At 64.4% G+C, this 25,264-nt stretch carries 23 protein-coding genes and 1 pseudogene; 9 read left to right on the top strand and 15 right to left on the bottom strand.

Features of this window, described 5'->3' with window-relative positions; all coding sequences use genetic code 11:
- The first annotated feature begins 87 nt into the window (after positions 1 to 87).
- The 3 genes from ABIB90_RS11065 to ABIB90_RS11055 are packed head-to-tail and all read left to right on the top strand — an operon-like array spanning position 88 to position 5,131.
- Positions 88 to 495: a FixH family protein gene (locus ABIB90_RS11065; RefSeq protein ID WP_007591658.1), complete on the top strand. Its 408-nt coding sequence runs from the start codon at positions 88 to 90 to the stop codon at positions 493 to 495.
- A complete protein-coding gene (locus ABIB90_RS11060) occupies positions 492 to 1,907 on the top strand; it encodes an efflux RND transporter periplasmic adaptor subunit (RefSeq protein ID WP_354167537.1) in 1,416 nt (471 codons plus the stop codon). The genes ABIB90_RS11065 and ABIB90_RS11060 overlap by 4 nt, the downstream gene beginning before the upstream one ends.
- Positions 1,904 to 5,131, top strand: coding sequence for an efflux RND transporter permease subunit (locus ABIB90_RS11055; RefSeq protein WP_354167540.1), 3,228 nt, complete (start codon positions 1,904 to 1,906; stop codon positions 5,129 to 5,131). Before ABIB90_RS11060 ends, ABIB90_RS11055 begins: the two co-directional genes overlap by 4 nt.
- A 5-nt stretch (positions 5,132 to 5,136) precedes the next feature.
- Here the strand turns inward: ABIB90_RS11055 and ABIB90_RS11050 are convergent, their stop codons facing one another.
- On the bottom strand, positions 5,137 to 5,619 hold the full coding sequence (locus ABIB90_RS11050) for a DoxX family protein (protein ID WP_354167543.1): 483 nt from the start codon (positions 5,617 to 5,619) through the stop codon (positions 5,137 to 5,139).
- A 220-nt stretch (positions 5,620 to 5,839) separates the two neighbouring features.
- Entirely contained in the window at positions 5,840 to 6,811 is a 972-nt protein-coding gene (locus ABIB90_RS11045; RefSeq protein ID WP_354167546.1) for a Bug family tripartite tricarboxylate transporter substrate binding protein, read from the bottom strand.
- A gap of 267 nt (positions 6,812 to 7,078) precedes the next feature.
- On the opposite strand from ABIB90_RS11045, the gene ABIB90_RS11040 reads away from it, so the two are divergent.
- Positions 7,079 to 8,041 (top strand): LysR family transcriptional regulator, encoded by a 963-nt coding sequence (locus ABIB90_RS11040; RefSeq protein WP_354167549.1) that lies wholly within the window; start codon positions 7,079 to 7,081, stop codon positions 8,039 to 8,041.
- Between the two features lie 414 nt (positions 8,042 to 8,455).
- On the opposite strand, the gene ABIB90_RS11035 is transcribed toward ABIB90_RS11040, so the two are convergent.
- Positions 8,456 to 8,650 carry a hypothetical protein gene (locus ABIB90_RS11035; RefSeq protein ID WP_219683931.1) on the bottom strand — a complete coding sequence of 65 codons (195 nt, stop codon included), beginning with the start codon at positions 8,648 to 8,650 and terminating at the stop codon, positions 8,456 to 8,458.
- Positions 8,651 to 9,079: 429 nt separating this feature from the next.
- Positions 9,080 to 9,307: a hypothetical protein gene (locus tag ABIB90_RS11030; protein ID WP_354167555.1), complete on the bottom strand. Its 228-nt coding sequence runs from the start codon at positions 9,305 to 9,307 to the stop codon at positions 9,080 to 9,082.
- A gap of 337 nt (positions 9,308 to 9,644) precedes the next feature.
- On the opposite strand from ABIB90_RS11030, the gene ABIB90_RS11025 reads away from it, so the two are divergent.
- Complete coding sequence (locus ABIB90_RS11025; RefSeq protein ID WP_354167558.1) at positions 9,645 to 10,580, top strand: arginase family protein; 936 nt, start codon at positions 9,645 to 9,647, stop codon at positions 10,578 to 10,580.
- Here the strand turns inward: ABIB90_RS11025 and ABIB90_RS11020 are convergent.
- The 3 genes from ABIB90_RS11020 to ABIB90_RS11010 all read right to left on the bottom strand — a co-directional run bounded on the left by ABIB90_RS11020 (position 10,577) and on the right by ABIB90_RS11010 (position 14,159).
- Positions 10,577 to 12,829, bottom strand: coding sequence for a CHASE3 domain-containing protein (locus ABIB90_RS11020; RefSeq protein WP_354167561.1), 2,253 nt, complete (start codon positions 12,827 to 12,829; stop codon positions 10,577 to 10,579). The genes ABIB90_RS11025 and ABIB90_RS11020 overlap by 4 nt on opposite strands.
- Positions 12,826 to 13,248 (bottom strand): response regulator, encoded by a 423-nt coding sequence (locus ABIB90_RS11015; protein ID WP_007591637.1) that lies wholly within the window; start codon positions 13,246 to 13,248, stop codon positions 12,826 to 12,828. Before ABIB90_RS11015 ends, ABIB90_RS11020 begins: the two co-directional genes overlap by 4 nt.
- Before the next feature lie 239 nt (positions 13,249 to 13,487).
- The gene (locus tag ABIB90_RS11010) at positions 13,488 to 14,159 is read right to left on the bottom strand and encodes a BA14K family protein (RefSeq protein ID WP_354167565.1); all 672 of its coding nucleotides are present in this window, start codon (positions 14,157 to 14,159) and stop codon (positions 13,488 to 13,490) included.
- A 247-nt stretch (positions 14,160 to 14,406) separates the two neighbouring features.
- Between ABIB90_RS11010 and ABIB90_RS11005 the strand changes: the two genes are divergently transcribed.
- A complete protein-coding gene (locus ABIB90_RS11005; RefSeq protein WP_354167568.1) occupies positions 14,407 to 14,814 on the top strand; it encodes an NADH:ubiquinone oxidoreductase subunit NDUFA12 in 408 nt (135 codons plus the stop codon).
- A gap of 360 nt (positions 14,815 to 15,174) precedes the next feature.
- On the opposite strand, the gene ABIB90_RS11000 is transcribed toward ABIB90_RS11005, so the two are convergent.
- Complete coding sequence (locus ABIB90_RS11000) at positions 15,175 to 15,822, bottom strand: glutathione S-transferase family protein (protein ID WP_354167571.1); 648 nt, start codon at positions 15,820 to 15,822, stop codon at positions 15,175 to 15,177.
- Between the two features lie 126 nt (positions 15,823 to 15,948).
- Entirely contained in the window at positions 15,949 to 16,635 is a 687-nt protein-coding gene (locus ABIB90_RS10995; RefSeq protein WP_354167574.1) for a DJ-1/PfpI family protein, read from the bottom strand.
- 91 nt (positions 16,636 to 16,726) lie between these two features.
- On the opposite strand from ABIB90_RS10995, the pseudogene ABIB90_RS10990 reads away from it, so the two are divergent.
- Both ABIB90_RS10990 and ABIB90_RS10985 read left to right on the top strand, forming a co-directional pair.
- Positions 16,727 to 17,667: pseudogene (locus ABIB90_RS10990) on the top strand (GlxA family transcriptional regulator).
- A 164-nt stretch (positions 17,668 to 17,831) separates the two neighbouring features.
- Positions 17,832 to 18,008 (top strand): hypothetical protein, encoded by a 177-nt coding sequence (locus ABIB90_RS10985; RefSeq protein WP_018454491.1) that lies wholly within the window; start codon positions 17,832 to 17,834, stop codon positions 18,006 to 18,008.
- Positions 18,009 to 18,069: 61 nt separating this feature from the next.
- On the opposite strand, the gene ABIB90_RS10980 is transcribed toward ABIB90_RS10985, so the two are convergent.
- On the bottom strand, positions 18,070 to 19,086 hold the full coding sequence (locus tag ABIB90_RS10980) for a Na+-dependent transporter (RefSeq protein WP_354167577.1): 1,017 nt from the start codon (positions 19,084 to 19,086) through the stop codon (positions 18,070 to 18,072).
- Between the two features lie 13 nt (positions 19,087 to 19,099).
- Complete coding sequence (gene lipP1 / locus ABIB90_RS10975; protein WP_354167580.1) at positions 19,100 to 20,047, bottom strand: LipP1 family hormone-sensitive lipase; 948 nt, start codon at positions 20,045 to 20,047, stop codon at positions 19,100 to 19,102.
- 206 nt (positions 20,048 to 20,253) lie between these two features.
- Between lipP1 and ABIB90_RS10970 the strand changes: the two genes are divergently transcribed.
- The gene (locus tag ABIB90_RS10970) at positions 20,254 to 21,300 is read left to right on the top strand and encodes a DUF2155 domain-containing protein (RefSeq protein ID WP_354167583.1); all 1,047 of its coding nucleotides are present in this window, start codon (positions 20,254 to 20,256) and stop codon (positions 21,298 to 21,300) included.
- A gap of 61 nt (positions 21,301 to 21,361) precedes the next feature.
- Here the strand turns inward: ABIB90_RS10970 and aat are convergent, their stop codons facing one another.
- Genes aat through ABIB90_RS10950 form a run of 4 tightly spaced genes read right to left on the bottom strand, consistent with a single transcriptional unit; the run spans position 21,362 to position 25,160 of the window.
- Entirely contained in the window at positions 21,362 to 22,042 is a 681-nt protein-coding gene (aat, locus tag ABIB90_RS10965; RefSeq protein ID WP_354167586.1) for a leucyl/phenylalanyl-tRNA--protein transferase, read from the bottom strand.
- A 51-nt stretch (positions 22,043 to 22,093) separates the two neighbouring features.
- On the bottom strand, positions 22,094 to 23,209 hold the full coding sequence (locus tag ABIB90_RS10960; protein ID WP_354167589.1) for a sensor histidine kinase: 1,116 nt from the start codon (positions 23,207 to 23,209) through the stop codon (positions 22,094 to 22,096).
- A complete protein-coding gene (locus ABIB90_RS10955) occupies positions 23,206 to 23,646 on the bottom strand; it encodes a response regulator (RefSeq protein ID WP_007591617.1) in 441 nt (146 codons plus the stop codon). The genes ABIB90_RS10960 and ABIB90_RS10955 overlap by 4 nt, the downstream gene beginning before the upstream one ends.
- Positions 23,643 to 25,160 (bottom strand): sensor histidine kinase, encoded by a 1,518-nt coding sequence (locus ABIB90_RS10950; protein ID WP_007591615.1) that lies wholly within the window; start codon positions 25,158 to 25,160, stop codon positions 23,643 to 23,645. Before ABIB90_RS10950 ends, ABIB90_RS10955 begins: the two co-directional genes overlap by 4 nt.
- Between the last annotated feature and the right edge of the window lie 104 nt (positions 25,161 to 25,264).

The raw sequence follows: 25,264 nt of genomic DNA, 5'->3' as shown, positions 1-25,264 counted from the left end.
GCTTGACGCCGATCGCGTCCGTGCGCCTCGCGCGCGCGGATGACGCGCGCCGCCTCGGCGGCGAATTCAGGACATCGAGGATACAACATGAAGACGTCTACCTTCGCGCGCGCCGTCCAGGCCGCGTTGATCGCTGCGGCCATCGGCGGCGCAAGCTCGGCCGCATTGGCCGACATCAAGGACTATAAGTTCGAGCTCGTCGACCAATCGGTGCAGGCCGGGCCAGACAAGGTCGTCACCGTCCGGCTCGTGAACACCAAGACCGGCAAACCGGTGCCGGATGCGGTGATCTTCGCCAGCCGTTTGGACATGGCTCCGGACGGCATGCAGGAGATGGCGACCAAGGTCGCGCCCATGCCGGGGACGGAGCCGGGCACGTACCGCTTCAAGGCGACCTTCGGCATGGCGGGGCGGTGGCAGCTTTCGCTCGGAGCCAAGGTCCAGGGCGAGACCGGCACCGTCGAGAACAAGCTCGTCATCACGGCGCAGAAGTGACCCGCCCCATCGCAGCAAGCCTGGCCGCCGCGTTGATCGCGGCGGCGGGCATCGCGTTCGTCGTCGCCGGCCCGCAGCGGCCGACGGCGCGAATCGCCGCCGTGATCGGCCCCGCTGCGGCCGAGGAGAGCGGCGCCGCGATCTACTACCAGGATCCGGACGGCAAACCGTCGTACTCGCTGGTGCCGAGAAAGACCCGGGATGGCCGGGATTTCCGCGCGGTGCCCGCAGGCGCCGACGTCAGCTTCGACGACGAGCAGGTGGCAGCCCCGCCGCCGGCGACACCGGCCGGCGCCTCCGGAGAGCGCAAGATCAAATACTACCGCAATCCCATGGGCCTGCCGGACACATCGCCGACGCCGAAGAAGGATTCGATGGGAATGGACTACATCCCCGTCTACGAGGGCGACGACAGCGACGACGGGTCGATCAAACTCTCGCCCGGCAAGATCCAGCGGACCGGCGTCAAGTCGGAGCCCGCAGCGATGCGCGTGATCCGGACCGTCATCAGGGCGCCGGGCACGATCGCGCTGGACGAGCGGCGGATCTCCGTCGTCGCCATGCGGGCGGAAAGCTTCATCCTGAAGGTCGCCGACGTCACGACCGGATCTCACGTGATCAAGGGGCAGCCGCTGATGGAGGTCTACAGCCCATCCATCTCCTCTGCTGCCGCCGAGTACCTCACCACCATCACCTCGAAGACGACCAGCGGCGACGTTCAGTATGGCCGTGGATCGCGCCAGCGCCTGATGAATCTGGACGTGCCCGATGCTGCGATATCGGCGATCGAGAAGAGCCGGACCGTGCCGACGTCGATCGGATGGACTTCGCCGCGCGACGGCATCGTGCTGGAGCGCAACGCCATCGAGGGCATGCGCGTCGAGCCGGGCGGCGTCCTGTTCCGGATCGCTGACCACTCGATGGTGTGGGCCCTGATCGACGTCGCCGAACGCGACCTCGGCATGATCGCCACGGGCCAGCCCGTCACGGTCAAGGCGCGGAGCTTTCCGGGACGGGAGTTCACGGGAAAGGTCCAGGTCATCTACCCCGAGATCAACAAGGAGACCCGGACGGCGCGCGTGCGGATCGAACTGCAGAATCCGGACCTGATCCTGCTGCACGACATGTACGTCGACGCCGACATCGACACCGGCAGCGGCGATGCCGTCCTCGCAGTGCCGGAGAGCGCGGTGATGGACACCGGCAGCCGGCAAGCCGTTTTCGTCGATAAGGGCCAGGGTCGGCTGGAGCCTCGTGAGGTCAGGCTCGGCCACCGGGGCGGCGGCTTCGTGGAGGTCCGTCAGGGTCTCGCGGAGGGCGAGGCCGTGGTGGTCTCGGCGAATTTTCTGATCGATGCCGAAAGCAACCTGAAGGCCGCGCTGAAGGGCTTTACCGAGGGAGCGCAGCAATGATCGCGCGTCTCATCGCCTGGTCCGCCCGCAACCTGCTGCTGGTCCTGTTCGGGACCGGCTTCGCCGCCGCGGCGGGGCTGTACGCGCTTCTGCATCTGCCGCTCGATGCCATCCCGGATCTCTCGGACACCCAGGTCATCGTCTACACGGAGTACCCGGGCCAAGCCCCGCAGGTGATCGAGGACCAGGTCACCTATCCGTTGACGACGGCGATGCTGACCGTGCCGAAATCGAAGGTCGTGCGCGGCTTCTCTTTCTTCGGCGTCTCCTTCGTCTACGTCATCTTCGAGGATGGCACCGACATCTACTGGGCGCGCTCGCGGGTGCTGGAATTCCTCAACGGCGCCAGCGCGCGCTTGCCGACAGGCGTGAACCCCACGATCGGTCCCGACGCGACCGGCGTCGGCTGGGTCTACCAGTACGCCTTGATGTCGAAGGAATTGAACCTCGCCGACACTCGGACCATCCAGGATTGGAATTTGAAGTTCGCGTTGGCCAAGGCCGAGGGTGTCGCCGAGGTTGCGAGCGTCGGCGGCTTCGTCAAGCAGTACAACGTGATCCTCGATCCGCAACGCATGCGCGACCGCGGCATCACCATGCAGAAGATGCGCGATGCCATCCGCGCCAGCAATGCCGACGTCGGCGGCCGGACCGTCGAACTGTCCGAGTTCGAGTACGTCATCCGCGGCAAGGGCTACATCAAGTCGATCAACGACCTCGGCGACATCGTGCTGAAGACGAACAACGGGACGCCGGTGCTGCTGCGCGACGTCGCGCGTGTCGAACTGGGCCCCGACGAGCGGCGCGGCATCACGGAGCTGAACGGCGAGGGCGAGGTCGCCAGCGGCATCGTGCTACAGCGCTTCGGCGTCAATGCGCTGGAGGTGATTGAGAACGTCAAGAAGCGCTTCCGGGAGATCGCCTCCAGCCTTCCGAAGTCGGTCGAGATCGTTCCGGTCTACGATCGCTCCAACCTGATCTACGCGGCCATCGACACGCTCAAGCACACGCTGTTCGAGGAAAGCGTCGTGGTCGCGCTGGTCTGCATCGTGTTCCTGCTGCACGTCCGTAGCGCCCTTGTCGCGATCCTGATGCTGCCCATCGGGGTCTTGATGGCGTTCGGCGCCATGAAACTGCTGGGCTTAGGCTCCAACATCATGAGCCTCGGCGGGATCGCGATCGCGATCGGCGCCATGGTCGATGCGGCCATCGTCATGATCGAGAACGCCCACAAGCACCTCGAACGGGCCGAGCCGGGAAAGCCCAGGATCGACGTCCTGATCGCCGCCGCCTCGGAGGTGGGGCCCGCACTTTTCTTCAGCCTGCTGATCATCACGGTGTCCTTCATGCCGATCTTCACGCTGGAATCGCAGGAGGGGCGGCTGTTCAGCCCGCTGGCGTTCACGAAGACGTTCTCGATGGCGGCCGCTGCGCTCCTGTCGGTGACGTTGGTGCCGGCTCTGATGGTGATCTTCGTGCGCGGGCGGATCGTTCCGGAGCGCGGGAATCCGATCAACCGCGTCCTGATCTGGATCTACCGCCCGGTGATCAAGGGCGTCATGCGCGCCAAGACGCTGGTGGTCGTGCTCGCGCTCGCTATTCTGGCCGTGAGCATCTGGCCGGCGCGGCAACTCGGTACCGAGTTCATGCCGAACCTGAACGAAGGCACGCTGCTCTACATGCCGACGACGCTGCCGGGCATCTCGGTCACGAAGGCCGGCGAACTGATGCAGACCCAGGACCGGATCATCCGTTCCTTTCCGGAAGTGGCCTCGGTCTACGGCAAGGCGGGGCGCGCCGCGACGGCAACCGATCCGGCACCCTCCGAGATGTTTGAGACGGTGGTCAACCTCAAGCCCAAGCAGGAGTGGCGGCCCGGTGTGACCATCGATGGACTGATCGCCGAAATGGACAAGGCACTGCAGTTTCCTGGGGTCTCCAACGCCTGGACCATGCCGATCAAGGCCCGCATCGACATGCTGTCCACGGGCATACGAACGCCGATCGGCGTCAAGGTGATCGGGACCGACCTGGTCGAGATCGATAAACTCGCCAAGCAGATCGAGCAGGTCCTCAAGGCCGTGCCGGGCACCTCATCGGCCTACGCCGAGCGTGGCATCGGCGGCTACTATCTGGAGGTCACCCCGGACCGTGCCGCGCTGGCGCGCTACGGCATCATGGTCCAGGACGTTCAGGACACGATCGCGACCGCGCTCAGCGGCCAGACCGTGACCACGACCGTGGAAGGGCGGCAGCGCTTTACCGTGAACATGCGCTATCCGCGCGATCTGCGCGACAATCCGCAGGCCATCGCCAACGATGTGTTGGTGCCGATGCCCGCCGGCGGCGCGGTACCGCTCGGCGAGGTCGCCAAGGTCGCGCCGGCGCGCGGGCCGACCTCGATCCGGACCGAGAACGGCCAGCTCGCGACCTACATCTACGTCGACATCCGCGATCGCGACCTCGGGGGCTACGTCGCGGACGCTAAAGCCTCTGTGCAGGCCAGCATCAAATTTCCGCCGGGCTACTACGTGATGTGGAGTGGTCAATACGAATACCTGGAGCGCGCAACCGCGCGGCTGAAGATCGTCGTGCCCGTGACGCTGCTGATCATCTTCCTGCTGCTGTATCTGAACTTCCGTTCGATCGCGGAGACGATGATCGTGATGCTCTCGCTGCCGTTCGCGCTGGTCGGCGGGCTTTGGCTGATGTGGTGGTTGAGCTTCAACCTTTCAGTGGCGGTCGCCGTTGGCTTCATCGCGCTCGCCGGCGTCGCCGCAGAGACCGGCGTCGTCATGCTGATCTATCTCAATCAGGCGCTGGCGGAGACCGCAGCCAGGCGTGCCGCCGAGGGGCGGGCCCTGACCCGCGGCGACCTCTATGACGCCATCATGGATGGCGCGGTGGAGCGCGTACGGCCCAAGATGATGACAGTCGTCGCGATCATGGCGGGCCTGCTGCCGATCATGTGGAGCACCGGGACGGGCTCGGAGATCATGCAGCGCATTGCGGTGCCAATGATCGGCGGGATGATTTCGTCGACCCTGCTCACGCTGATCGTCATCCCGGCGATATTCGGGCTTGTAAAGGGTATTGGCTTGCCAGGTGACGACCAGGGATGTTTTGGGGCTGGCCCGGGCGACCGACAAACAGCGAACAGGAGAGCGGGGCAGATTGCAGCACTGATCTTCACGCTGGCGGCGGTGGTGCTGGCGAGGCGGTGAGGCCATTACTCCGCGGCGACAATCCGCACCTGCTTGCCAGCCGGGGTGACGTCCTGCCGCCGGCCCAGCCAGACCTGCCAGGCCTGCGCGGCCAAAGCGAGGGAGCAGATGCCCCAGAACACCGGATATTCGTATCCGCCCGTGTTCCAGGTCCAGCCAAAGCCCTTCACAGTCTGGAGCGAATAGACCGCCACGGCCATCAGCCCGACCGAACCGAGCGCGGCGAAGCGCGTGCAGATGCCAAGCGTCAGCGCAATGGCGACCGACAATTCGGCCGCGGCGGCGACGTAGACCCAGGCCTCGGGCGGCGACAAGCCGGCAGACGCGAAGAACTTGACGATGGCCGGATTGAGAACGCCGAAGCCGACGAACTTTCCGGCGACGTGAGGAAGATAGAAGGCGCCGCAAGCGATGCGAATCACGTTGTCCATTCGCGTGAGGTCGAAGTTGTCTGCTTTGATCCGGAAATCGTCGGGCGCTATGAACATGGCTGCTCTCCTTTCGAACAAGCCTAAACGTCGAAGCGGCAGACGTCCTTGATGCAACTCAAGTCGAGGCTTTCGCAAATGCCTGGGACGGACGCGAAGAAATCGCCGGCCAGGAAAGCTGCGCGATTAGCCAGGCCGAGCTGCGCAAGATCCGATGCGACTGGATCAGTCGAGAAGTATGAGTGCTGCCGGTGACGACATCGTCGGGATCTCCTGCCTGTTATCTTGCGTCACGGATATCGACCAACTGACGTATTCCGGCGAGCCAACTCCGCTGCCGCTCGATTCCGGCCCTCAATTCGCTTGCGGTTCCGGCAAGCACGTTGTGCCCGCCGGCTTCGAGCTTGCGACGAACCTCGCTGTCTGCACAGATGGCGGCAACGTCGGCCGCAATCCGCGCCTTTACGATCTCCGGCATGTTGCGGCCGCCATAGATTCCGGCGAGACCATCGATCTCGAGTTCGGGGTAGCCAAGCTCGCGCACGGTTTTCACCTCAGGCAATAGCGCAGCTCTGCTTGGATTGATCACCGCCAAGAAGTGCGCCTTGCCGGTTTGCACGGGAGATTGGGATGCCGTCAGCGAGGTGACAAGCACCTGGATTCTGCCCTCTCCCAGATCGGCTTGCGGCTGAGCTCCGTCGCGATAGCTCACATAGTTCATCGAGAGCGAGTGACGCTTGAGAAAGCCCGCAAACACGTATCTCGGCAGCGTGGGAGCCGAAGCCCAGGCATAGTTGCCGGGCTGCGCCTTGAGGGCGTCGATTAATTCCGGAATGGTACCGACGCCAATGCCGTTGCTAACCGTGAGAGTGAGAACGATCGATGTAGTGGAGGCGATCGGCAGCAGATCGCGATCCACATCATAAGGAAGCTTGTCGATCAGCAGCGGCGCGACCGTCACCGAACCGATTACAGTATAGAGCAAGGTGTGATCGTCCTGCGCCGAAACGAACGCGCCGACGCCGATTGTCCCTTCGGCACCCGTTCGATCTTCGACGATCACCGGTTTGCCCCACCGTTTGGACAACGCATCCGCGAAAATACGTGCTGCCGCGTCGTTGGCGCTGCCTGGAGGAAACGTCACCACGATCTTCACAGCCCGCTCGGGCCATTCGGCCATGGCTGCCTTTGGCAGGACAGGCGTCAGGCTGCAAAGCAGCAACATCAACAAAGTCCAGCGCTGACGACGCATGACATTCTCCTCAAGACACAGGATATGAGCCGGACCGCTTTGGTTACAAAACGAGGCAGCCGTCGACTGACGACTTCGAAACGCCTAGCCCGTCGGGAGCCCGGCGACATGTCGTTAAAGCTGGCTTCCTCATCACGCTTCCTCGACAATGCAAATTCTAGGATGCAGCGTAGGCACCAGGGCCGGTCGCGTCGAGAAGCTTTGACGAACTTCAGTCGTGAGTTATTATCACGAATACGGGTACCGCCAAGCTTGTGAGGTTTCGTCTTGAATCGCGGCCGTCGCCTCGAAATGCTGATCTGCGCCGCCGACGGCGGCAGCTTTGCTGCGGCGGCACGGATCATGGACCTGACACCGTCGGCGGTCAGTCGCGGTATCGCCGAGCTGGAGCGCGAGCTTAAGGTCCCCTTGTTCAACCGGACGACGCGTCAGCTCAAGCTCACCCAAGAAGGGATCGACGTCTATCGCAGGGCCGTGGACATTGTTGCCCGCATTACCGAGCTAACAGAAGGCTTCACGAAGAGGCATGGGCGGATCAGCGGAATTGTGCGGGTAGGCGTGCAGGCGCCTCTCGCTCGCTATGTCCTGATGCCGAGGCTGGCCAGTCTGAACGATCGATACCCCGAGTTGCTCGTCGAGACGCGGCTGACCCAGGATCCCCGCGACATGCAGTCTGAAAACCTCGACGTTCTGCTGCATGTCGGCGAACCTCCGCCGTCCCGGCTGGTGGCGCAACGGCTCGGTCAGGGTAAGCCGGCCGCGTATGCCTCGCCGGACTATGTCCGTCGTTTCGGCGCACCGGAGCAGCCTGCCGACTTCGTCAATCATCGCTGTCTGCTGTTTCGTCCAGCTTGGTCGATTGGTTCCGTCGACCATTGGAAATTCGAACGCAATGGGATGCTCGAAGCGATCCAAGTCCGACCTTCGTTCGTCACACCGGATCGCGAAGGCCTGATCGTGGCGGCCTGTGCAGGCGTCGGCGTCATCTACATGGCCTGCTTCGATCCGGCTTTCCTGACGTCGGGTCGGCTCACGCGACTGCTGCCGGGATGGTCATGCCCGCCAAGCTTCGGCATTCATCTTTTATACCGGCGTGGCAGCGCCGGCATTCCGCGCGTGGCGGCATTCTTGCGCTTCATGCGCGAGGCGTTTGCCGAGTTCGATCCTCATGAGCTCACGGTGCTTCATGTCAACACGGGGCAAAACCCCGTGCATCGCCGCGGTTGGTAAGGACCTGAACTCTGGGGCTGAACCCGATCGGCATCGATCGACGGCCAGTTCTAGCTAACTCCTGCTGTCCGAAGCCGTTGCTCAGAGAGAAGCATCATACAAGAAGGCCACTCGCGCGGAGATCTCCTATGTTGCCGGCGGGCGCAGTGGACTTTCCGCCTTCTTCCGGTCAGTCGGGTCGTGCAGCGGGCCGGCCGACCGGCTTCGCCTCGGACGGGATTGCCAACCCTGCCCAAAGGCGATCCAGTCTGCACCAGGAAGCTGAACAGGCCATAGAACATTCCCGGCATTTATTCACCGCTCCGACGCAGACCTGTACAGCGGAATGACCGCAAGGGTCCACAAGCGGGAATGCCAACGAGCAGCTCCTTGCTCGAGCCTCACAGCGCAAGGAACGGGTGGAGTTATCTCGCTTCAGGCGCTTGGCAGGCGCCGAGTAAGGAGCTGCCGGCGAGCCTTCTTCAGATCGGTCGCCAGTTTTATTTTCTCTCTCAAAACGAGGATTTCGGAATATTCCTTTTGGATCTCTGGGCGGGTGCGGAGTGCTTCAAGCTGCTGGGCGGTCAGTTTCAATATCGCGGCAATATGCGTACTCTGGATGTGGTGCATGGCAATCAAATCCGCTGTTGGAAAAACGGAACGATACAGCGAACTGCGGGGCGGCGTCGCTGGAAATAAACAGCCAGCCTTACTGTCGTTTTTTGCAGCGCGTCACTGCCCTCGTCAGGTAGGGGGCTGCCGTCTGCTGAAAATGAATTTCTTGACTGCATCAATCGTGCGAGCAAGTTGTCGCGGCCGGCGCCTACGCGGCGGAGTGACTAGCACAACGAAGAGCACGTTCAGCAGCAGCCAGCAGCCGACCGCGATGAAAATGTACTTCATAACTCCTCAAGGGTGCCCTCGGAAGAGCACTGCAAGAAGAGCGGCAGCAACGACCGCCAGCCAGATCATCGAAACAACGAAGCTGGCGAAATGCCAATCTACGTCGCGGCGCCTGGGCTGCATTGTGTCTCCTTCCGGAGGCCGTGTGTCGTCGTCTCAGCGGCCTCTATCGTCCTTGCCGTCGGGGCTGCCGTCTCCGCCGCCGTTGCCCCAGCCGTTGTTACCGTGATGGTGATGGTCGTGGTGGACCGCGCCTGCGCCCGACTTCGCGATTGCATCCGATGTGAGGGATGTCGACAGGAGTAGGGTGATGGCTGGAGGCGTCACCGCCGCGAACCTTCCGCAGGTTTTTAAGAACTCGCGACGGTCGTCCTGATCCGGCATGCGTTTTCTCCGTCCAGAGATAAGCCCACAAATTAAATCACAATAACTAAATTAAATCAATTTAATTTGGTTCCAGAAGAAAGCGGCCCGCCGACTCGTCCACTCCTTTAGGGGCAGCTCGACGCGCGAGAGTCCGCTGTGGTCACAAGCCGCGGATCACGCCCAAGGTGGGAGCTTCCGCTTTGCCTTGGTAAGCCCGACGTTTACGAGGTCACGTCCTAGGCGAGAGCGGCTTCGACCGTTCGGCTCGGCGTCAGGCCAAGAGCAAGTCAGGAACTGGTCCAAGCGTTGCGGATTAGCTCTGTCGCCCGGACTGAGTGCCCCTATCGAGACGGTTATGGCGAGCGAGCGCAATACATTCCTCGGCGTCGCGGCGTGCGACCTTGCTCTGCCTGTTCCGCTGACTCTTGGCGAAGCCGACATTGTCATCTTCGGAGCTGCGGATGCCACGCCGCATTTGAAGGGCAGGACCAGCCATGCCGCGAACGGCCCAGCGGCCATTCGCAATGCGTTGCGCGTTTACCAGACCGACCTTGCCAGGTGGGATTTCGACCAGGACGGAATCCTGCTCGACCCGGAGCAAATCCGGGTCGTTGATGGCGGCGATCTTGCCACGTCACCCGATGCCCCCGAGCAAAACCGGAATGCAATCAGGACGGCCACCAAAAAGATCCTGAGGTCCGGCGCGGTACCCATGCTGCTCGGCGGAGATGATTCAGTGCCCATACCGTTCTTCGAGGCGTTCGAAGACATGGGCAAGCTGACCATCCTGCAGATCGACGCGCATCTGGATTGGAAGGACCGGCGCGACGGCTCAGCACATACTTTTTCCAGTACGATGCGGCGCGCCAGCGAGTTGCCTTGGGTCGAACGCATTGTGCAGGTTGGTTTACGTGGTATCGGTGGCTCGGGCCTGCAGGAGCTCAGTTGCGCGCGGAATTGGGGCTCCAGGATTTTTACAGCACGAGAGGCCAAAAGCCGGGGCGTTCATGCCGTCCTGAGTGCAATCGGGGAAAACGCGAATTGCCTGATCACGATCGACTGCGACGGCCTGGATCCGTCCGTCATTCCGGGTGTGCTTCTTCCGCAACCTGGCGGCCTGTCCTATTTCGACGTCATAGACCTGATCGCGGGCGTCGCCTCGAAGGCCAGAATTGTCGGTCTCGATCTGGTCGAATTGGTGCCGGAGCGTGATCTGCAGAATATTGGGGCGATCTGCGCAGCGCGGATCATCTGCAACGCCATTGGATGCGTTGCCAAGCACAAACGCTAGCCGGCCATCCCGCCGCCCAGCGCCTTCCTGATCATCTCGGCGAGTTGGTTGCGGCGGTAGGGTTTTGTCAGGAGCATGACGCCGTCGTCGAGCTTGCCGTGGTGGACGATGGCGTTGTCGGTGTAGCCGGAGGTGTAGAGCACCCTCACGCCGGGGCGGATCGTCGCCACCTTGTCCGCGAGCGCGCGCCCGCTCATGCCGCCGGGGATGACGACGTCGGTGAACAGCAGATCGAACGGCTGGCCGGCCTGGATCAGCTCCAGCGCGGCCTTGCCGTCGGGCGCGGCGACGGTCCGGTAGCCGAGGCTCTGGAGCTGCACGGTGACGAAGTTGCGCACCAGCGGGTCATCCTCGACTACGAAAATGGTCTCGGCGCCGCCTTCCGCCTGCGGCGTCGTGGCGGGGGCCGCCTCGACCATGCCTTCGCCCGGCGGCAGATAGAGCTTGATCGTGGTGCCGTGGCCTTCCTCGCTGTAGATCTTGATGTGCCCGCCGGATTGCTTGACGAAGCCGTAGACCATGGAAAGGCCAAGGCCGCTTCCCTTGCCGACCTCCTTGGTGGTGAAGAACGGCTCGAACGCCTGCTGCTGCACCTCGGCCGGCATGCCGGTGCCGGTGTCGCTGACGGCGAGCATCACGTAAGGGCCGGGCCGCACGTCGGGATTGTTTTGCGCATAGGCCTGGTCGAGCACGACCCGGTGGGCCTCGAGCAGCAGCTTGCCGCCGTTCGGCATGGCGTCGCGGGCATTGATGGCCATGTTGAGCAGCGCATTGGTGAGGCGCGACGGATCGATGTGCGCGGTCATCTGCCCCTGTTCGAGCACGGTCTCGATCTCGATCTGCTCGCCGAGGGTGGGGCGCAGCAGTTTCGCGATGTCCGCGACCGCGGCGTTGATCTCGACGTTGCGCGGCTGCAGCGGCTGCCTGCGCGCAAAGGCGAGCAGATGCTGGATCAGCTCGGCGCAGCGTTCGGCGGCCTCGTCGATCAGGCGCGCCACGCGCTGGAGCTCGGGCTGCTGCTTCAGGCTTGCCACCAGCGTCTCGGTATTGCCGGAGATCACGGTCAGCATGTTGTTGAAGTCGTGCGCGACGCCGCCGGTGAGCTTGCCGATCGCATCCAGCTTCTGTGACTGGTACAATTGCCGCTCGGTCTCGCGCGACGTGGTCGCGTCGTGATAAACCAGCACCGCGCCGGAGACGTTGCCTTGCCCGTCCAGCATCGGCCGGCCGCTGATCATGAGATGGCGGGAAGGATTGCCGCTGTGCGGGCGGACGATCATCTCCATATTCTCGAACGGCTCGCCGCGCAGCACGCGTGCCGACGGCAGCTCGTCGGGCTTGAGCGGGGTGACGCCGTCGCCGTGAAACACGCTGGACAGCGCGCGCAGATTGCGCAGGTTCATGCCGGTCCGGTGCAGCAGCATGCGCTCCGCGGCGGGATTGGACAGAAGGACATTGCCTTCGGCATCGATGACCAGCACCGCCTCCGCCATGCTGTGAAACGTGCTCTGGAGCACGTTGACCGACAGACGCAGCTCGTCATGCGCGGTGACCAGATGCTCGGTGCGCTCGGCCACTGCGGCCTCGAGCTGCTGCTTGGCGGCCGTAGTCTCCAATAGCGTGCTCTTGAGTGCTCCCTCGGTGCGCCGGCTCTCACGCATCATCATCACGACCAGCAGCAGGATCACCAGCGCGCCGGCGACGTCGATGCCGAGCAGCACGATGCCGGTGCGGCGCGAATCCTGGGAGCGCGCCGCGAGCAGTCGTTCTTCCTCTGCGCTCAAATGATCGAAATTGCCCATCACCGTGTCCATGAGGCCACGGCCCTCGCCCTTGCCCTGGACCGCGGCAATCCCGGCCTGATCGTTTCCGGCGCGCAGGCGCATCACTTCGGCGGCGATCTCAATCCGGCGCAGCGCCAGCGGCTCGGTGCCCTCGAGCAGCGCGACATGTTCGGGAGTGTCGCGCACGCTGCGCTTGAGATCGGCGAGTGCCGGTGCGATCCGGGCGTGCACCGCCTGGAATTCTTCGCTGAAGCTCGGGTTGCGATAGATCTCGTAGCCGCGTGCGGCGCTCTCGGCACTGCGCATCAGCACGCGCAGGTCGGAGATCTTCTTCAGCACCTCGACTGTATGATTGACCCAGGCCGCATCGGACCGTGACTTGACGTCGAGGCCAATCGAGGCTGCGGTGATGATCAGGAGGATGGCAAGTCCAGCACCGAGAATGACGCGCTGCGTTGGGATCAAGGGGCTTCTTTCTTGTCCTTCGGCTGTGAGCCATCGCCCGGCTCGGCGATGCATTCCCGGATCGTGGTCAGCAGCGCGTCCGGCGTGAACGGCTTGCGCAGGCAGCGGGTCGCGCCGAGCTCCAGCGCCATCCGGAGGAAGTCGGGAGAGGGCGAGGCGGACGACGCGAAGGCGTAGCCGGACATCGCGATCAGCGGAACCGCCGGCGCGCGCTCGTGAAAGATGCGAATGGACTCGAAGCCGCGCATGTGCGGCATGAAGATGTCGACCAACATCACGTCGAAATTCTGAGTTTCGAGCGCAGCCAAACCCGTTTCTCCGCCGTCAGTCAACGTGACGTCGAAGCCCTGACGTTGGAGGAGGACCTCGATGGTCGCACCGACCATCGGATCGTCATCAACCACGAGAATGCGCGGCATGACACTTCCCAGTCATCGAAGTCCCCACAGCCAAGTTGATACAGGTGAATCGCGCGTCGGGTCAATTTGGGATTGGATAAGGGTAGATATGCACGGTGCGGTGAATAGAGGTCCACTCGCATCGATTATGCGCGGCATCGCCGATGACGAATACGAGGCGAGCGACACAGGTGACGTGCCTGAATGAAAAAAGCGCCGCATCGCTGCGACGCCTTCTTCTTCAAGTGCTGCAGGTCGTGTTACGGGCAGGGATGACGCTGGCCGTCATAGCCGAGATAGGTGCCCGACGCCGGATCGTAGGACTTGTAGCGCTGCGCGCAGTAGCCCGCGGAATCGCCACCGCTGTCGGGCACGACTGCCACTGACGGTTCGTCATAGTAGCTGTCGCCATAGTAGTAGGGATCGTCATAATACCCGCCGCCGTAATAGGCGTAGGAGCCGAGTCCACCGATCGCAGCACCCGTTGCGAAGCCGGGCCAGAAGCCGCCGCCGTGACGATGATGCCACGGACGACCACTCCAATTGCCGCTACCGCCCTGCCAGTTGCCCGCAGTCGCGACGCTGCGTGTCCCGCTGTAGGACGGCGAGAAGGCCGGTCGGCTCGCCATGCCGCCTACGAAGCTGCCACCGCCGGGACGTACCGCTGCGCCGGCGGCGAAATTGCCACCGCCGCCGCCGATCCTCGCGCCGCCGAAATTGCCGCCGCCCATGCGGGCACCGCCACCACCAAAGTGAGCCCCGCCACCACCGAAGTGAGCGCCGCCGCCGCCGAAGTGGGCACCGCCACCTCCGCCGCCAAAGTGTGCTCCGCCTCCGACCGCTGCAGCCCGACTCTGGGCGAAGCTCGGCGTCGCCAACGGGAGAACCAACGCCACTGCCGCAGCCGCGCTCAAGACTTTCAGACTTTTCATGATCAAAACTCCTTTTCCCGGAAGCAAACCCCATGAAAGGGCCGGAGTTCCTGGGATCACGGGGGTTTGCGTGCGACGAAAAGTTCTCATGGCGACGCTGTATCCGGCATGAACGGATCGCGTCCGATTTGCGGCAGCGTTCCGTGCCGGTAGACCGCATCTGCAGCGGGGCACCGCCGCCCGCGCCGAACTGGACATTTCGCCGTCCGGATGGCATCAGGACCCGACGAAGCAGGGCCCTTGCCGCATGAAACAGTTCTTCCTCAAGTTTTTCACCTGGTGGAATGGCCAGACGTTTGGCACCCAACTCTGGACCAAGCGCTATGGCGAGCTGGTCGGCCAGGACGAGCAGGGCAACCTCTATTATCGCACCCGTGGCGGGGTGATCGACCCGACGCTCGGCTTCGAGCGGCGCTGGGTGGTCTATAACGGCTACGCCGAGGCCAGCCGTATTCCGCCGTCCTGGCACGGCTGGATGCATCACACCGTCGACGTGCCGCCGACGCAGGACAATTACCAGCCGCGCGAGTGGGAAAAGCCGCACCAGCCCAATCTCACCGGCACGGTCAACGCCTACCGTCCCTCGGGCTCGACGCTCGTCAGCGGCAAGCGGCCGAAGGCGACCGGCGACTACCAGCCCTGGACGCCCAGCTAGGCTTCCGATCCCCTCTGACTCCTTGTCGTGGGAGTGGATGCACCCGCATCCGCCTCGCTTTGCTGTGGACAGCGGGAACAGCGGGGATGAGTCCCGCGCGCTGATTGCAGCCACGCGAGCGATGCGGCTCAATGGTCGCATCTTACGGAGATGGGAGACCATCGCGTTCGGTTCGGGCAACAGTTCGCGACTGTCCCGAAATGCAGCGGCCGCCGACCAGGACTCGATCGGGAGATAGGCCCCCGGTCTGGAAGCTCCGAAATCGCCCGATGAAATGTGCAGCCGCCGTAAGACAGGAAAGGCCGCTCGGGAAACCGGGCGGCCTTTTTCTTTGATCTGCTTTTCGGCTGGCGCGGCCGCTCAAAGATAAAGCCGCGGTGAGTTGCCGACCGGCATCATCTGATAGGGGGCCTTCCAGCCAGGCAATTCGGCGATACGCCGGCGCCAAGCATCAATGGCCGGAAATGCCGTGGCAAGATCAAAACCTGTCTCCTCGGTTGGATAGTATAGGTAACCAAACAGTGAGAAGTCGACGATGGTCAGCCGGTTGCCCAGCATGAAGCTGCGGTCGGAGAGGTGCCTGTCCACGATCGAGAAGGCGCTTTCGGTCCGAGTTCGCAGATAAGCGAGCACTACGGGATGAGCGGGCTCCGGCATGAAGCAGCGCTGAAACCGGTGCTGCGCAAAGCTCGACGTGAATTTGTGGTTGTCAAACAGCAGCCAGCGCGTCGCCTCGAATGCTTCCTCGGGCGTCGGGCCGTACATGTCGTGAGTCTCGGCAAGCCAAGCCAGGATCGCACCCGACTGACTCATTCGCCGGCCATCGACCTCGAGGACGGGGACTTCGCCCATGACGTTGGTCGCGGTCCGCCAGTCCGGTGTGCGGGTTTCGCCGCCGGCGAAGTCGACGCCGACCGGCTCCCAGTCGAGCCCGGCGCAGTTGAGGAACAGTGCGACCTTGAAGGAATTGCCGGAGGCTCCGACGCAGTGCAGCCGGTATCGGGCCATGGTCAGCTCCTCCTGTGCGCGCGGCCTGGGGCGGCCGTGGCTGTCAATCGCAGTCCGGATCGTCGCACCAGGCTCCTGACAGAGTCGTGTCAGCAGTGCCGCGCGCTGGCGACATGACGGCAGAGGCTAGTTCAACCGTTCCGCCGCCCGTTGGACGGCTTCGAGACGGCGGACCTGGTTCGGCGCGATCCGTTGCTTGACCTGCTCCAGCACGCCGGCTGACGCAGTATCCGGCGAACCGGAATTGAACGGAGGCGCCGGATTGTATTCGATCCCGAGCTGGATCGCTTCCGCCGTGGTGCGGTCGACCAGGATCGACACCAGCGTCAGCGCGAAATCGATTCCGGCGGTGACGCCGCCGCCCGTAACGCGATTGCGGTCGATGCAGACGCGCGTCTTGGTCGGCGTCGCGCCGAACTGGCCCAGCATCTCTATCGCGCTCCAATGGGTGGCGGCGCGGTAGCCCTTCAGGAGGCCGGCAGCGCCGAGCGCCAGCGATCCCGTGCAGACCGAGGTGACATACTTGGCGCCTTCGGCCTGCCCGCGCAGGAAATTGAGCACCTCCTCGTCATTGAGCAGATCGTCGGTGCCGCGGCCGCCGGGCACGCAGATCACATCGAGCTGCGGGCAACCGGCGAACGTCATGGTCGGTGTCAGCGTCAGCACGGTATCGCTCGGCACCGGCTCGATCCGTTTCCAGATCAGATGCAGCTTCGCGCCCGGCAGAGACGAGAACACCTGCAACGGGCCGGTGAAGTCGAGCTGGGTGACGCGCGGAAACACCAAAAGACCGATCTGGAGCGGGGACGACATGCGAGCCTCCAATTATGAGCTTGACGGACGCAGCCTCTCATGATGCCCTTCCGTCCAAAATGGCATATTTCCCTCGCTTTCGGACATGACCATGATCGGCATCCTAATCTTCCCGGACTTCCAGTTGCTCGATGCGGCCGGCCCGATCTCGGTGTTCGAGATCGCGGCGCGCTGCACGGGAAAGACGGTGACCGGGATCCGCGTGCTGGCGGTGAACGCGGGGCCCGTGCGCAGCTCGTCCGGCGTGGAGATGATGGCGCGCGATTTCAAGTCGGCGAATGCGATCACGACGCTGGTCGTGGCGGGAGGCGCGGGGGTGACGGATGCCGCGCGCTGCGAGGTCACGCGCGCCTTCGTGCAGCGGCTGGCGCGGCGCGGCGTGCGGGTCGCCAGCGTCTGCTCGGGTGCCTATGTGCTGGCCGAAGCGGGTCTGCTCGACGGCCGTCGCGCCACCACGCATTGGGGACGCACGCGGGATTTCGTCGCGCGCTATCCCAAGGTGAAGTTCGAGCCGGACCAGATTTCACGCGCGACGGCAATGTGTGGACGTCGGCAGGCATCACGGCGGGCATCGACCTTGCGCTCGCGATGGTCACGGAGGATCACGGCGAGCAGATCGCGCATGACACCGCGCGGCAGCTCGTGCTGTATCATCGCCGCAGCGGCGGCCAGTCGCAGTTCTCGTCACTTCTGGAACTGAAGACGCCGAACGGCCGCTTCGGTGCGCTGCTGTCCTGGGCGCGCGAGAACCTCGACGCCCGCTTGACGGTGGAAGATCTCGCCGACCGCGCCGGCATGAGCGCGCGGCATTTTGCCCGCGCCTTTGCCGCCGAGACCGGCACGACGCCCTCGAAGGCCATCGAGCGCTTGCGCATCGAGGTCGCGCGCGAGCGCGTGCAGTCCTCGCGCGAGGCGATCGAACTCGTCGCGGAGGCGACCGGTTTCCGCGATCCCGAGCGCATGCGTCGTGCCTTTATCCGCGCCTTCGGTCAGCCGCCGCAAGCGCTGCGGCGCGCGGCAAGGGCCGGGTAGGGAGAATCCCCCGATTTGGAGAGACCGCTTGAGCGGGTGAGCAGACTTGCATATTGCGCGGCATTCCGCCTTTTGGCCCGGAACGGACCTCGTCAAGCGAATGCACCCGTTGTAGACGATCTGTACAACACGTACCGTCGCCGACACCTATGCAAGGAACTCCAATGACCGATCGAGAAAAGATTCTGATTGCCCTTCGCGAAAAACCTCTGAAGACTTTCGAAGTCATGAAGCGCGTCAACATCAAGAATCAGGACGACTGCCAATCGCTCCTGTTGAAGATGCGTGACGAAGGCGCCGTGAAGTTCGATATTCACAAGGGCCATTGGCGCGCTGCGTGACGACATTCGCTTGGTCACCAGCGGCCTCGCGATGGCAGAGCTGACAAGACTTGCGTGTTGTTCAGCCCGATGCGGCCTTGCCGCCGGTCGCCGCGGCGCCCGAGGCCTGTGCGCGCGCCGTCAAGCGCCGCGCGATCGGCATCAGCATGTAGGGCGCCAGGTGAATGGGAAACTGCGTCATCGCGAAATAGAGCCAGGTGGTGGGCGGCAGCGTGCCGGCGGTCGCGGCGAGCATCAGGCCCAGATTGCGCTGTGACACCATCAGCCCGAGCGCCAGCGCGCGCTCATAGCCGATGCGGCGGAACAGCAGCGTGGTCACGGCGAGCAGCGTGAAATAAATCGCGAAGGCGAGCGCTGCGAAGCCGATGGTGGAGACCGGCCGGGCGACGAGATCGCTCGCGACGTCGCCCATGATCGCGGTCGCGAAGACCAGCAGGATGACGATGTTGAAGCCGTCGATCGGCTGCCTGTGGCGCTGGATCGCGGCCGCACCGAAGATGTGTCGGATCACAGTCGCCGCCAGCAGCGATGCTGCGAGGATGCCGAGCAGCTTCAGCCCCAGCGCAGGCGGCGAGATGCTGAGCATGCCATCGAGGAACAGGCTTGCGAACAGCGATGCCGTGAACGGCACCAGCGCGGTCGCGATCACCAGCGTGACCAGCACCAGCGTGGCGTCGAGGCCCATCAGCGCGGCCAGCGCCGGCGCGGCCATCATCGGCGAGGCCATGCTCTGCAGCATCAAGGCCAGCGCAAGGTCGGGCGCGCGCGCCGTGAGCCCGGTGACGTGGACGATCAGCCCGACGATCACAGGCACGCCGATCATGGTCCAGACGGTCGCGGCCGCCACCAGCGCCGGCCGGCGCAGATGGCCGGTGAGCGCGGCGAGATCGACCCGCATGAAGGAGATGCAGAGCAGAACGAAGATCGCCTCGGTGACGTAGGGGCGCAGCAACGCCCCGAGCGGCGGCACGGCGAGCGCGATGAACACGACGGCCGCCACCGCGCGGGTGCCCTGACCGCCAAGCCATGTCAGCCCGCGCAGGGGGAGGGCGAAGATGCTTTGAAGAGCGGGCGTCATCGGGAATGGCGTCTCAGCCCAATCCTTTCAGCCACGTGCCGATCTCGCTCACGGCGACATTGGCCTCTCGCAGCAATTTTCCCATGGTGAAGAAGCCGTGGAACTGGCCGGGATAATGCTTGGTAGCCACGGGCACACCCGCTTGCCTCAGCCGCTCGGCATATTCGTTGCCTTCGTCGCGCAGGGGATCGGCACCGGCGGTGAGCACATAGGCCGGCGGCAGGCCGGCCAGGTTCGTCGCCCGTGCCGGCGAGGCGCGCCAGTCGTGGATATCGGCGGCGCCGTTGAGATAATGGTCGCGGAACCAGCGGATCACCGAATGTGTCAGCAGCACGCTGGTCTCGGCCTCGCTGTGGGAGCCATGCGTCATGGCGAAATCGGTCGCGGGGTAGATCAGCAACTGGCCCGCGATCTCGGGACCGTTGCCATCGCGCGCGGCGAGCGCGACGACTGCGGCGAGATTGCCGCCGGCGCTGTCGCCACCGATCGAAAGCCGGGAGGCGTCGATGCCGAGTTCGCGCGCGTTGGCAGCGACCCATTTGGTCGCGGCGATCGCGTCATCAATGGCGGCGGGAAACTTGTGCTCGGGCGCGAGGCGGTAGTCCACCGAGATCACGATCAGCGCGCCGGCGTCGGCGAGCTGGCGGCAGACGACGTCATGGGAGTCGAGATCGCCGATCACCCAGCCGCCGCCGTGGAAGAACACCAGCGCCGGGGACAAGCCATCATGCCGGCGCGGCTCTTTCGGAACATAGAGGCGTGCGGGAATGGCGCCGTGCGGTGCCGGGATCGACAGCGGCGTGATGCGTGCGAGGTCCGGTGGCTCGGGATTGGTCGCAAAGCGCGCCTGCGCGTAGTAGGCCCGCGCTTCCGGCGCGGTCAGGCTCTCGTAGGCGGGCGGGCCGGCCTCCTGGAAGGCCTTGTAGACGGCGGCGGCATCGGGATCGAGCACAACGGGCATGGGAAGCGACCTTGCGGGTTTCTGATTGTTCGTTGGACGTCGTTTTCGGGGGCGATGCCCGCCTGACCCCTGGGAGGAGTGCTCGACTATCCCATCCGGCGGCCGATCTGGCCAGACCGGGCCGGGAAGGGCAGGGGTGCCGCCCTTCCCCCGCCGTATTCGCCGTGTTAACCGGATGGCCTGCGAGCGGCGGTATCCCCTGTAGAATGTCCAGCAAGCCCGATTCGCTGTTGAAGCCGCGCGAGATGTTTCGAACATTTACTCTGACAGGTCTTGCGGCGCTTCTGGCCGCCACCGCACTGACGGCTGCGACGCCGGCGCAGGCGCAGATCGGCACGATCTTCTCCGATCCGCCGCCGCTGCGGCCGCCCGGTAACATTCCGCGTGGCCAGCCCCAGCCGCAGCCGCAGATTCCCGATGACGACGAAGAGGTGCCGGAGCTGCCGCCGCAGGGCCGTGTGCTGCCATCGCGTCCGATGGCGCCGCCGCCGGGTCGGCAGGGCAATGTGATGCCGGGGCCTGTCGAGACCCAGCCTCTGGCGCCGCCGCCCGGTTCTAGCGCCGCTCCGCCAAACCAGCCGCCGCCCGTCGCGGTCGCTCCGCCCAATCCGCAAGGCGCCCCGGGTGCGCCCGGTCAGCGCCAGCCACAGCAGAAGGGCGGGCCGGGCGGCGCTGTCCCGCAGACGCCGGCGAGCCTTCAGCCGGGCGACGAGGTCGTCACCGAGCCGCCGGCCCAGAAGATCGTGAACAAGAAGGCGACCTTCTCCGGTCTGGACAAGATCACCGGGCGCATCATCAATTTCGACGAGGAGATCGGCGAGACCGTGCAGTTCGGTGCGCTGCGCGTCAAAACCGACGCCTGCTACACGCGGCCGGCGACCGAGGCCGCCAACACCGACGCCTTCGTCGAGGTTGACGAGATCACCTTGCAGGGTGAGGTGAAGCGCATCTTTTCGGGCTGGATGTACGCGGCAAGTCCGGGCCTGCACGGCGTCGAGCACCCGATCTACGATATCTGGCTCACCGACTGCAAAGAGCCGCAGCAAACGATTGCGACCGCGGCACCGGATCCCGGCACCAAGCCGGCAGCACCGCCGCCGCCCGCGCAGAAGAAGGCCGCGCCCAAGCAGGTGCAGCAGCGTCCGCCGCAGCAATTGCCGCCGATCCAGCAGCAGCAGCCGGCACCGCCGCCGCCACCTCCGCCGCCCGAGCAGCGGCCGGGTCTGTTCGGTATTCCCGGGTTTGGCCGCTAGGCCAAATCCCCAGCGTTTGGTCGCTAGGCCAATCGCCCCGGGTTTGGCAGGCAATTGCTGATTATTGCCGCGCGGCGATGATCTCGAGCGCGCGTGCACCCGGGATCGCTTCACCGGCGGGGAGCCTCAGGAAATCGCCGGGCTCGCCCGCGAGCGCCTTGTCGAGCAGCGCGGTGTAGCGCCGCCGCGAAATCTCGGCCGCGCCGAAACTCTTCAGGTGCTCGGTGACGTACTGGGTGTCGAGCAGCTCGAAGCCGCCATGGATGAGCCGCGCGACCAGATGCACCAGCGCGACCTTGGAGGCATCGCGCACGGTGTGGAACATGCTCTCGCCGAAAAAAGCCCGGCCCAGGCTGACGCCGTAGAGCCCGCCGACGAGGTCTTCGCCCTGCCAGGCCTCGACGCTGTGGCAATGGCCGAGCTCGTACAGCCCGCCATAGAGGTCGCGGATGCGCTTGTTGATCCAGGTGTCCTCGCGCCCGGCCTGCGGCGCGGCGCAGCCGGCGATCGTGGCCTTGAAGGCGGTATTGACGGTCACACGAAATGAATCCGAACGCACGGTGCGTGAAAGCCGCGAGGCCACGCGAAATCCGTCGAGTGGGATGACGCCGCGCAACTCGGGCTCGACCCAGAACAGGGTCGGATCATCGGCGCTTTCGGCCATCGGAAAGATGCCGCAGGCATAGGCGCGCAGCAGCACGGCTGGCGTGATTTCAGATGGGGCAGAGTCGCGCGAAGTCATGGCTCGCGACAATAGCAGGATCGCAATGCGGTTGCGATGGGCGGGAGCGGATCAGTTCGCTGCGGCAGCAGCCGGCTTGTCGGCGGCAGCCGGGACACGGCGGAACCTCAACATGATTCGGGTTCCGGAATGGGTGGGGTCGCGCTCGACCGAAGCGTCGAGCTTGCTGGCCATGGCGGCGACGATACGCTGGCCCATGCCGGTGGAACGCGGATCGGCCTTGACGTTGTCGCCGACGCCATCGTCGCTGATCGACAGCAGGAGATCGTCGCCCTGCGAGGTCAGCTCGACATGGATCGGGCCGGCGCCGTCAGGGTAGGCGTATTTCACCGCGTTCATCACCAGCTCGTTGACGATGATGCCGACGGCGACCGCACGGTCCGGATCGATCTCGATCGGTTCGGCCTTCAGCGTCAGGCGCGACATCCGGTTGCCCTCGGCCGAGCGGCGCAAGTCCTCGAGCAGCGAGTCCAGATACTGGTTCAGGACCACGCTCTTCAGGTCCTGCGAGGTGTAGAGGCGGCGGTGCACCTGTGCGACCGCGGCGACGCGGCCCATCGCATTGGTCAACGCAGCCTTGACCTCGTCCTGCGCGGCGGAGCTGGCCTGCAGGTGCAGCAGGGAGGCGATGATCTGCAGCGAGTTGCCGACGCGGTGGTTGACCTCGCGCAGCAGCAGCTCGCGTTCGGCCGCAAGAGCAGCGTAGCGGTCGCGCGAGGCATGGATCTCGGCTTCGGCTTCCTCGCGGGCTTTCTGCAATTCGGCCTGGCGCAGCGCGCCCTCGGCCGCGACGTGAAGCAGGGGGATGAAGTCGCCCTTGACGTCCTTGACGAGATAATCGGCCGCGCCCGCCTTCAGCGCCGTCACCGCGATGCTGGAATCCTGCGACGCCGTGACGAAGACCACTGGCGGCGCGCCCGGGATCGCCATGATCTGCTCCAGCGTCTCCAGTCCGTCGAGGCCTGGCATGTACTGATCGAGCGCGACGACGTCGATGCCGCCGTCAATGCTGTCCTGCGCACCCGCGCGGCGGATGAGCTCGAGGCCTTCCTCGCCGCTCGCGGCGTGAACGACCTTGAAGCCGCGCCGTGTCAGGCCGCGATCGACCAGGCGCGCAAGCGCCCCGTCGTCGTCGATGTAGAGCAATGTGGGCATGCGCTGGTTCATGAGGCGGCGGGCGGGACCTGGATGACCGAGAAGAACAAGCCGAGCTGCCGGATGGCATTGGCGAAATTCTCGTAGTTCACGGGCTTCGTGATGTAGACGTTGCAGCCGAGCTCGTAGCAGCGTTTGATTTCCTGGGAATCGTCGGTGGTGGTCAGCACCACCACGGGCGAGGCCTTCAGATATTTGTTCTCCTTGATCTGCTTCAGAATGTCGATCCCGGTCATGTCGGGGAGGTTGAGATCGAGCAGGATCAGGAGCGCATTGCCCTTCTGCACGAGCCCGCTGCCATCGGGGCCGAACAGATGTTTCATCGCGTCCGTGCCGTTGGCAAAGGAGATGATCTCGTTGTTGACGCCGGACCTGCGGATGTTCCGCTCGATCAGCCGCGCGTGTCCTTCGTCGTCCTCGATCATGATGATGCTGACGGGTTGGGTCATTGATCCGCGTTCCGGTTGCTGGCGTTCCAGGTGATGGGCAACGTGATGGTGAAGGTACTGCCCGTATTCAGTTCCGATGATACCGACATGGTGCCGCCGAGGCGACGCACAAGTGCACGCACATGCGCAAGACCGATGCCCTGACCGGGCTTGTCCTGGGTTCCGGCGCGGCGAAACAGGTCGAAGATCCGCTGGTGGTCCTTGGGGTCGATGCCGCGGCCGTTATCGCTGATCTCGAAGATAGCGTAGCCGAGCTTGGTGCGCCCGCGAATTCTGATCTCGCCGGCGACGCCGGGCTTGAGATATTTGATGGCGTTGTCGATCAGATTGGAGAAGATCTGCTCCAGCGCTAGGCGGTCGCTGACGAGATCCGGCAGCGGCGCGACATGGATGTCCGCCTGCGCCTCGGCGGCCTGATGCGCCAGCGTCGACACGATCGCTTCGATCAGTTCGCGCGTGTCGATCTTCTGCGGCTGGAACTCGCGCCGGCCCTCGCGGGTGAGATTGAGGATCGCCGAGATCAGGCGGTCCATCTTGGCGATCGACGACTTGATGAAGCCCAGCGCTTCGGAAAAATCCTCTGACAGCTGCTTGTCGGGACCTTCGAGCGCGATCTCGCCGTCCGGCAACGGCGGCCCGTCGGCCGGGACATGGGTGAGGCTGCCGATACGGCGGAAAATGTCGCCGCCGAGCTCTTCGAGCTCGCTGGTGAAGCCCATGATGTTGACGAGTGGCGAGCGCAGATCGTGGCTGACGATATAGGCAAAGCGCTGGATCTCGTTGTTGGCTTCGCGCAGATCGCCCGTGCGTTCGTCGACCACGGCCTCCAGATTGACATTGGCATCGCGCAGGCGTCCCTCGGCATCGTCGCGGGCAAGGGCCGAGCGCCGCACCAGCCAGATCGAGATCAGGGCCAGCAGCACGACGAGGCCGGAGCCGATGCCGGTCATCGACGCGGCCAGGGTCTGGCTGTGGTCCGAATTGACCGTTCGGAGCCGGAACAGCCGTTCTTCTTCCTGGATCATCCCGGTCGCGACATTGGCGATCGCAGCCGTGGTGTCCGTGGAGGCGATCTCGCGGACCAGTGCTGCGGCCTTCTCCGGCTCGCCCTTCCGGATGAAATCCATCTCCTGCACGAACTGGCCGAGCCTGGTCTCGATCGCCGCGCTCAGCTTCTCGATGCTTTGGCGTTGCTCCGGATTGTCGCCGATCAGGCGCGTGAGCCTGTCGAGAGCCGGGATGATCGCTGCCACGGCCTTGTCATGGTCGACCTTGAAATCCTCGCCTTGTGTCAGAAGGTAGCCCCGGGCGGTGCTCTCGGCGCGGCGGATTTCCAGCAGGAGCGCGTTGATCTGGTTCTCCGCCTCGATGGTGTGAATCACCCATTTGCTGTCGTCTCTCGCCTTGTTGACGAGGTAGACGGAGCCGGCGCTGATCACGGTCAGCACCAGCAGTCCCGCTGCGAACAGCAGGATCTGCCAAAATGTACGCCGTCGCTGCGCGTCAGCGATCACGACGGTCTCGCTCGATCAGGATTGCGGACTTCAAAATGCCCCCTCGGAACTGTCCCCATCGTGCCAAACGCGATTGGGGCCAAAGGGTTCCATAGGCAGGGACG

The sequence above is a fragment of the Bradyrhizobium sp. JR4.1 genome, from assembly GCF_040548605.1.
Classification (GTDB): Bacteria; Pseudomonadota; Alphaproteobacteria; order Rhizobiales; family Xanthobacteraceae; genus Bradyrhizobium; species Bradyrhizobium canariense.
This window is presented reverse-complemented; position numbering and strand designations above follow the sequence as displayed.

Coding starts and splice junctions, on each gene's coding strand:
- ABIB90_RS11065 (WP_007591658.1), top strand. CDS start 88: ATGAAGACGTCTACCTTCGCGCGCGCCGTCCAGGCCGCGTTGATCGCT.
- ABIB90_RS11055 (WP_354167540.1), top strand. CDS start 1,904: ATGATCGCGCGTCTCATCGCCTGGTCCGCCCGCAACCTGCTGCTGGTC.
- ABIB90_RS11050 (WP_354167543.1), bottom strand. CDS start 5,619: ATGTTCATAGCGCCCGACGATTTCCGGATCAAAGCAGACAACTTCGAC.
- ABIB90_RS11045 (WP_354167546.1), bottom strand. CDS start 6,811: ATGCGTCGTCAGCGCTGGACTTTGTTGATGTTGCTGCTTTGCAGCCTG.
- ABIB90_RS11035 (WP_219683931.1), bottom strand. CDS start 8,650: ATGCACCACATCCAGAGTACGCATATTGCCGCGATATTGAAACTGACC.
- ABIB90_RS11030 (WP_354167555.1), bottom strand. CDS start 9,307: ATGCCGGATCAGGACGACCGTCGCGAGTTCTTAAAAACCTGCGGAAGG.
- ABIB90_RS11025 (WP_354167558.1), top strand. CDS start 9,645: ATGGCGAGCGAGCGCAATACATTCCTCGGCGTCGCGGCGTGCGACCTT.
- ABIB90_RS11015 (WP_007591637.1), bottom strand. CDS start 13,248: ATGCCGCGCATTCTCGTGGTTGATGACGATCCGATGGTCGGTGCGACC.
- ABIB90_RS11010 (WP_354167565.1), bottom strand. CDS start 14,159: ATGAAAAGTCTGAAAGTCTTGAGCGCGGCTGCGGCAGTGGCGTTGGTT.
- ABIB90_RS11005 (WP_354167568.1), top strand. CDS start 14,407: ATGAAACAGTTCTTCCTCAAGTTTTTCACCTGGTGGAATGGCCAGACG.
- ABIB90_RS11000 (WP_354167571.1), bottom strand. CDS start 15,822: ATGGCCCGATACCGGCTGCACTGCGTCGGAGCCTCCGGCAATTCCTTC.
- ABIB90_RS10995 (WP_354167574.1), bottom strand. CDS start 16,635: ATGTCGTCCCCGCTCCAGATCGGTCTTTTGGTGTTTCCGCGCGTCACC.
- ABIB90_RS10985 (WP_018454491.1), top strand. CDS start 17,832: ATGACCGATCGAGAAAAGATTCTGATTGCCCTTCGCGAAAAACCTCTG.
- ABIB90_RS10980 (WP_354167577.1), bottom strand. CDS start 19,086: ATGACGCCCGCTCTTCAAAGCATCTTCGCCCTCCCCCTGCGCGGGCTG.
- lipP1 (WP_354167580.1), bottom strand. CDS start 20,047: ATGCCCGTTGTGCTCGATCCCGATGCCGCCGCCGTCTACAAGGCCTTC.
- ABIB90_RS10970 (WP_354167583.1), top strand. CDS start 20,254: ATGTCCAGCAAGCCCGATTCGCTGTTGAAGCCGCGCGAGATGTTTCGA.
- aat (WP_354167586.1), bottom strand. CDS start 22,042: ATGACTTCGCGCGACTCTGCCCCATCTGAAATCACGCCAGCCGTGCTG.
- ABIB90_RS10960 (WP_354167589.1), bottom strand. CDS start 23,209: ATGAACCAGCGCATGCCCACATTGCTCTACATCGACGACGACGGGGCG.
- ABIB90_RS10955 (WP_007591617.1), bottom strand. CDS start 23,646: ATGACCCAACCCGTCAGCATCATCATGATCGAGGACGACGAAGGACAC.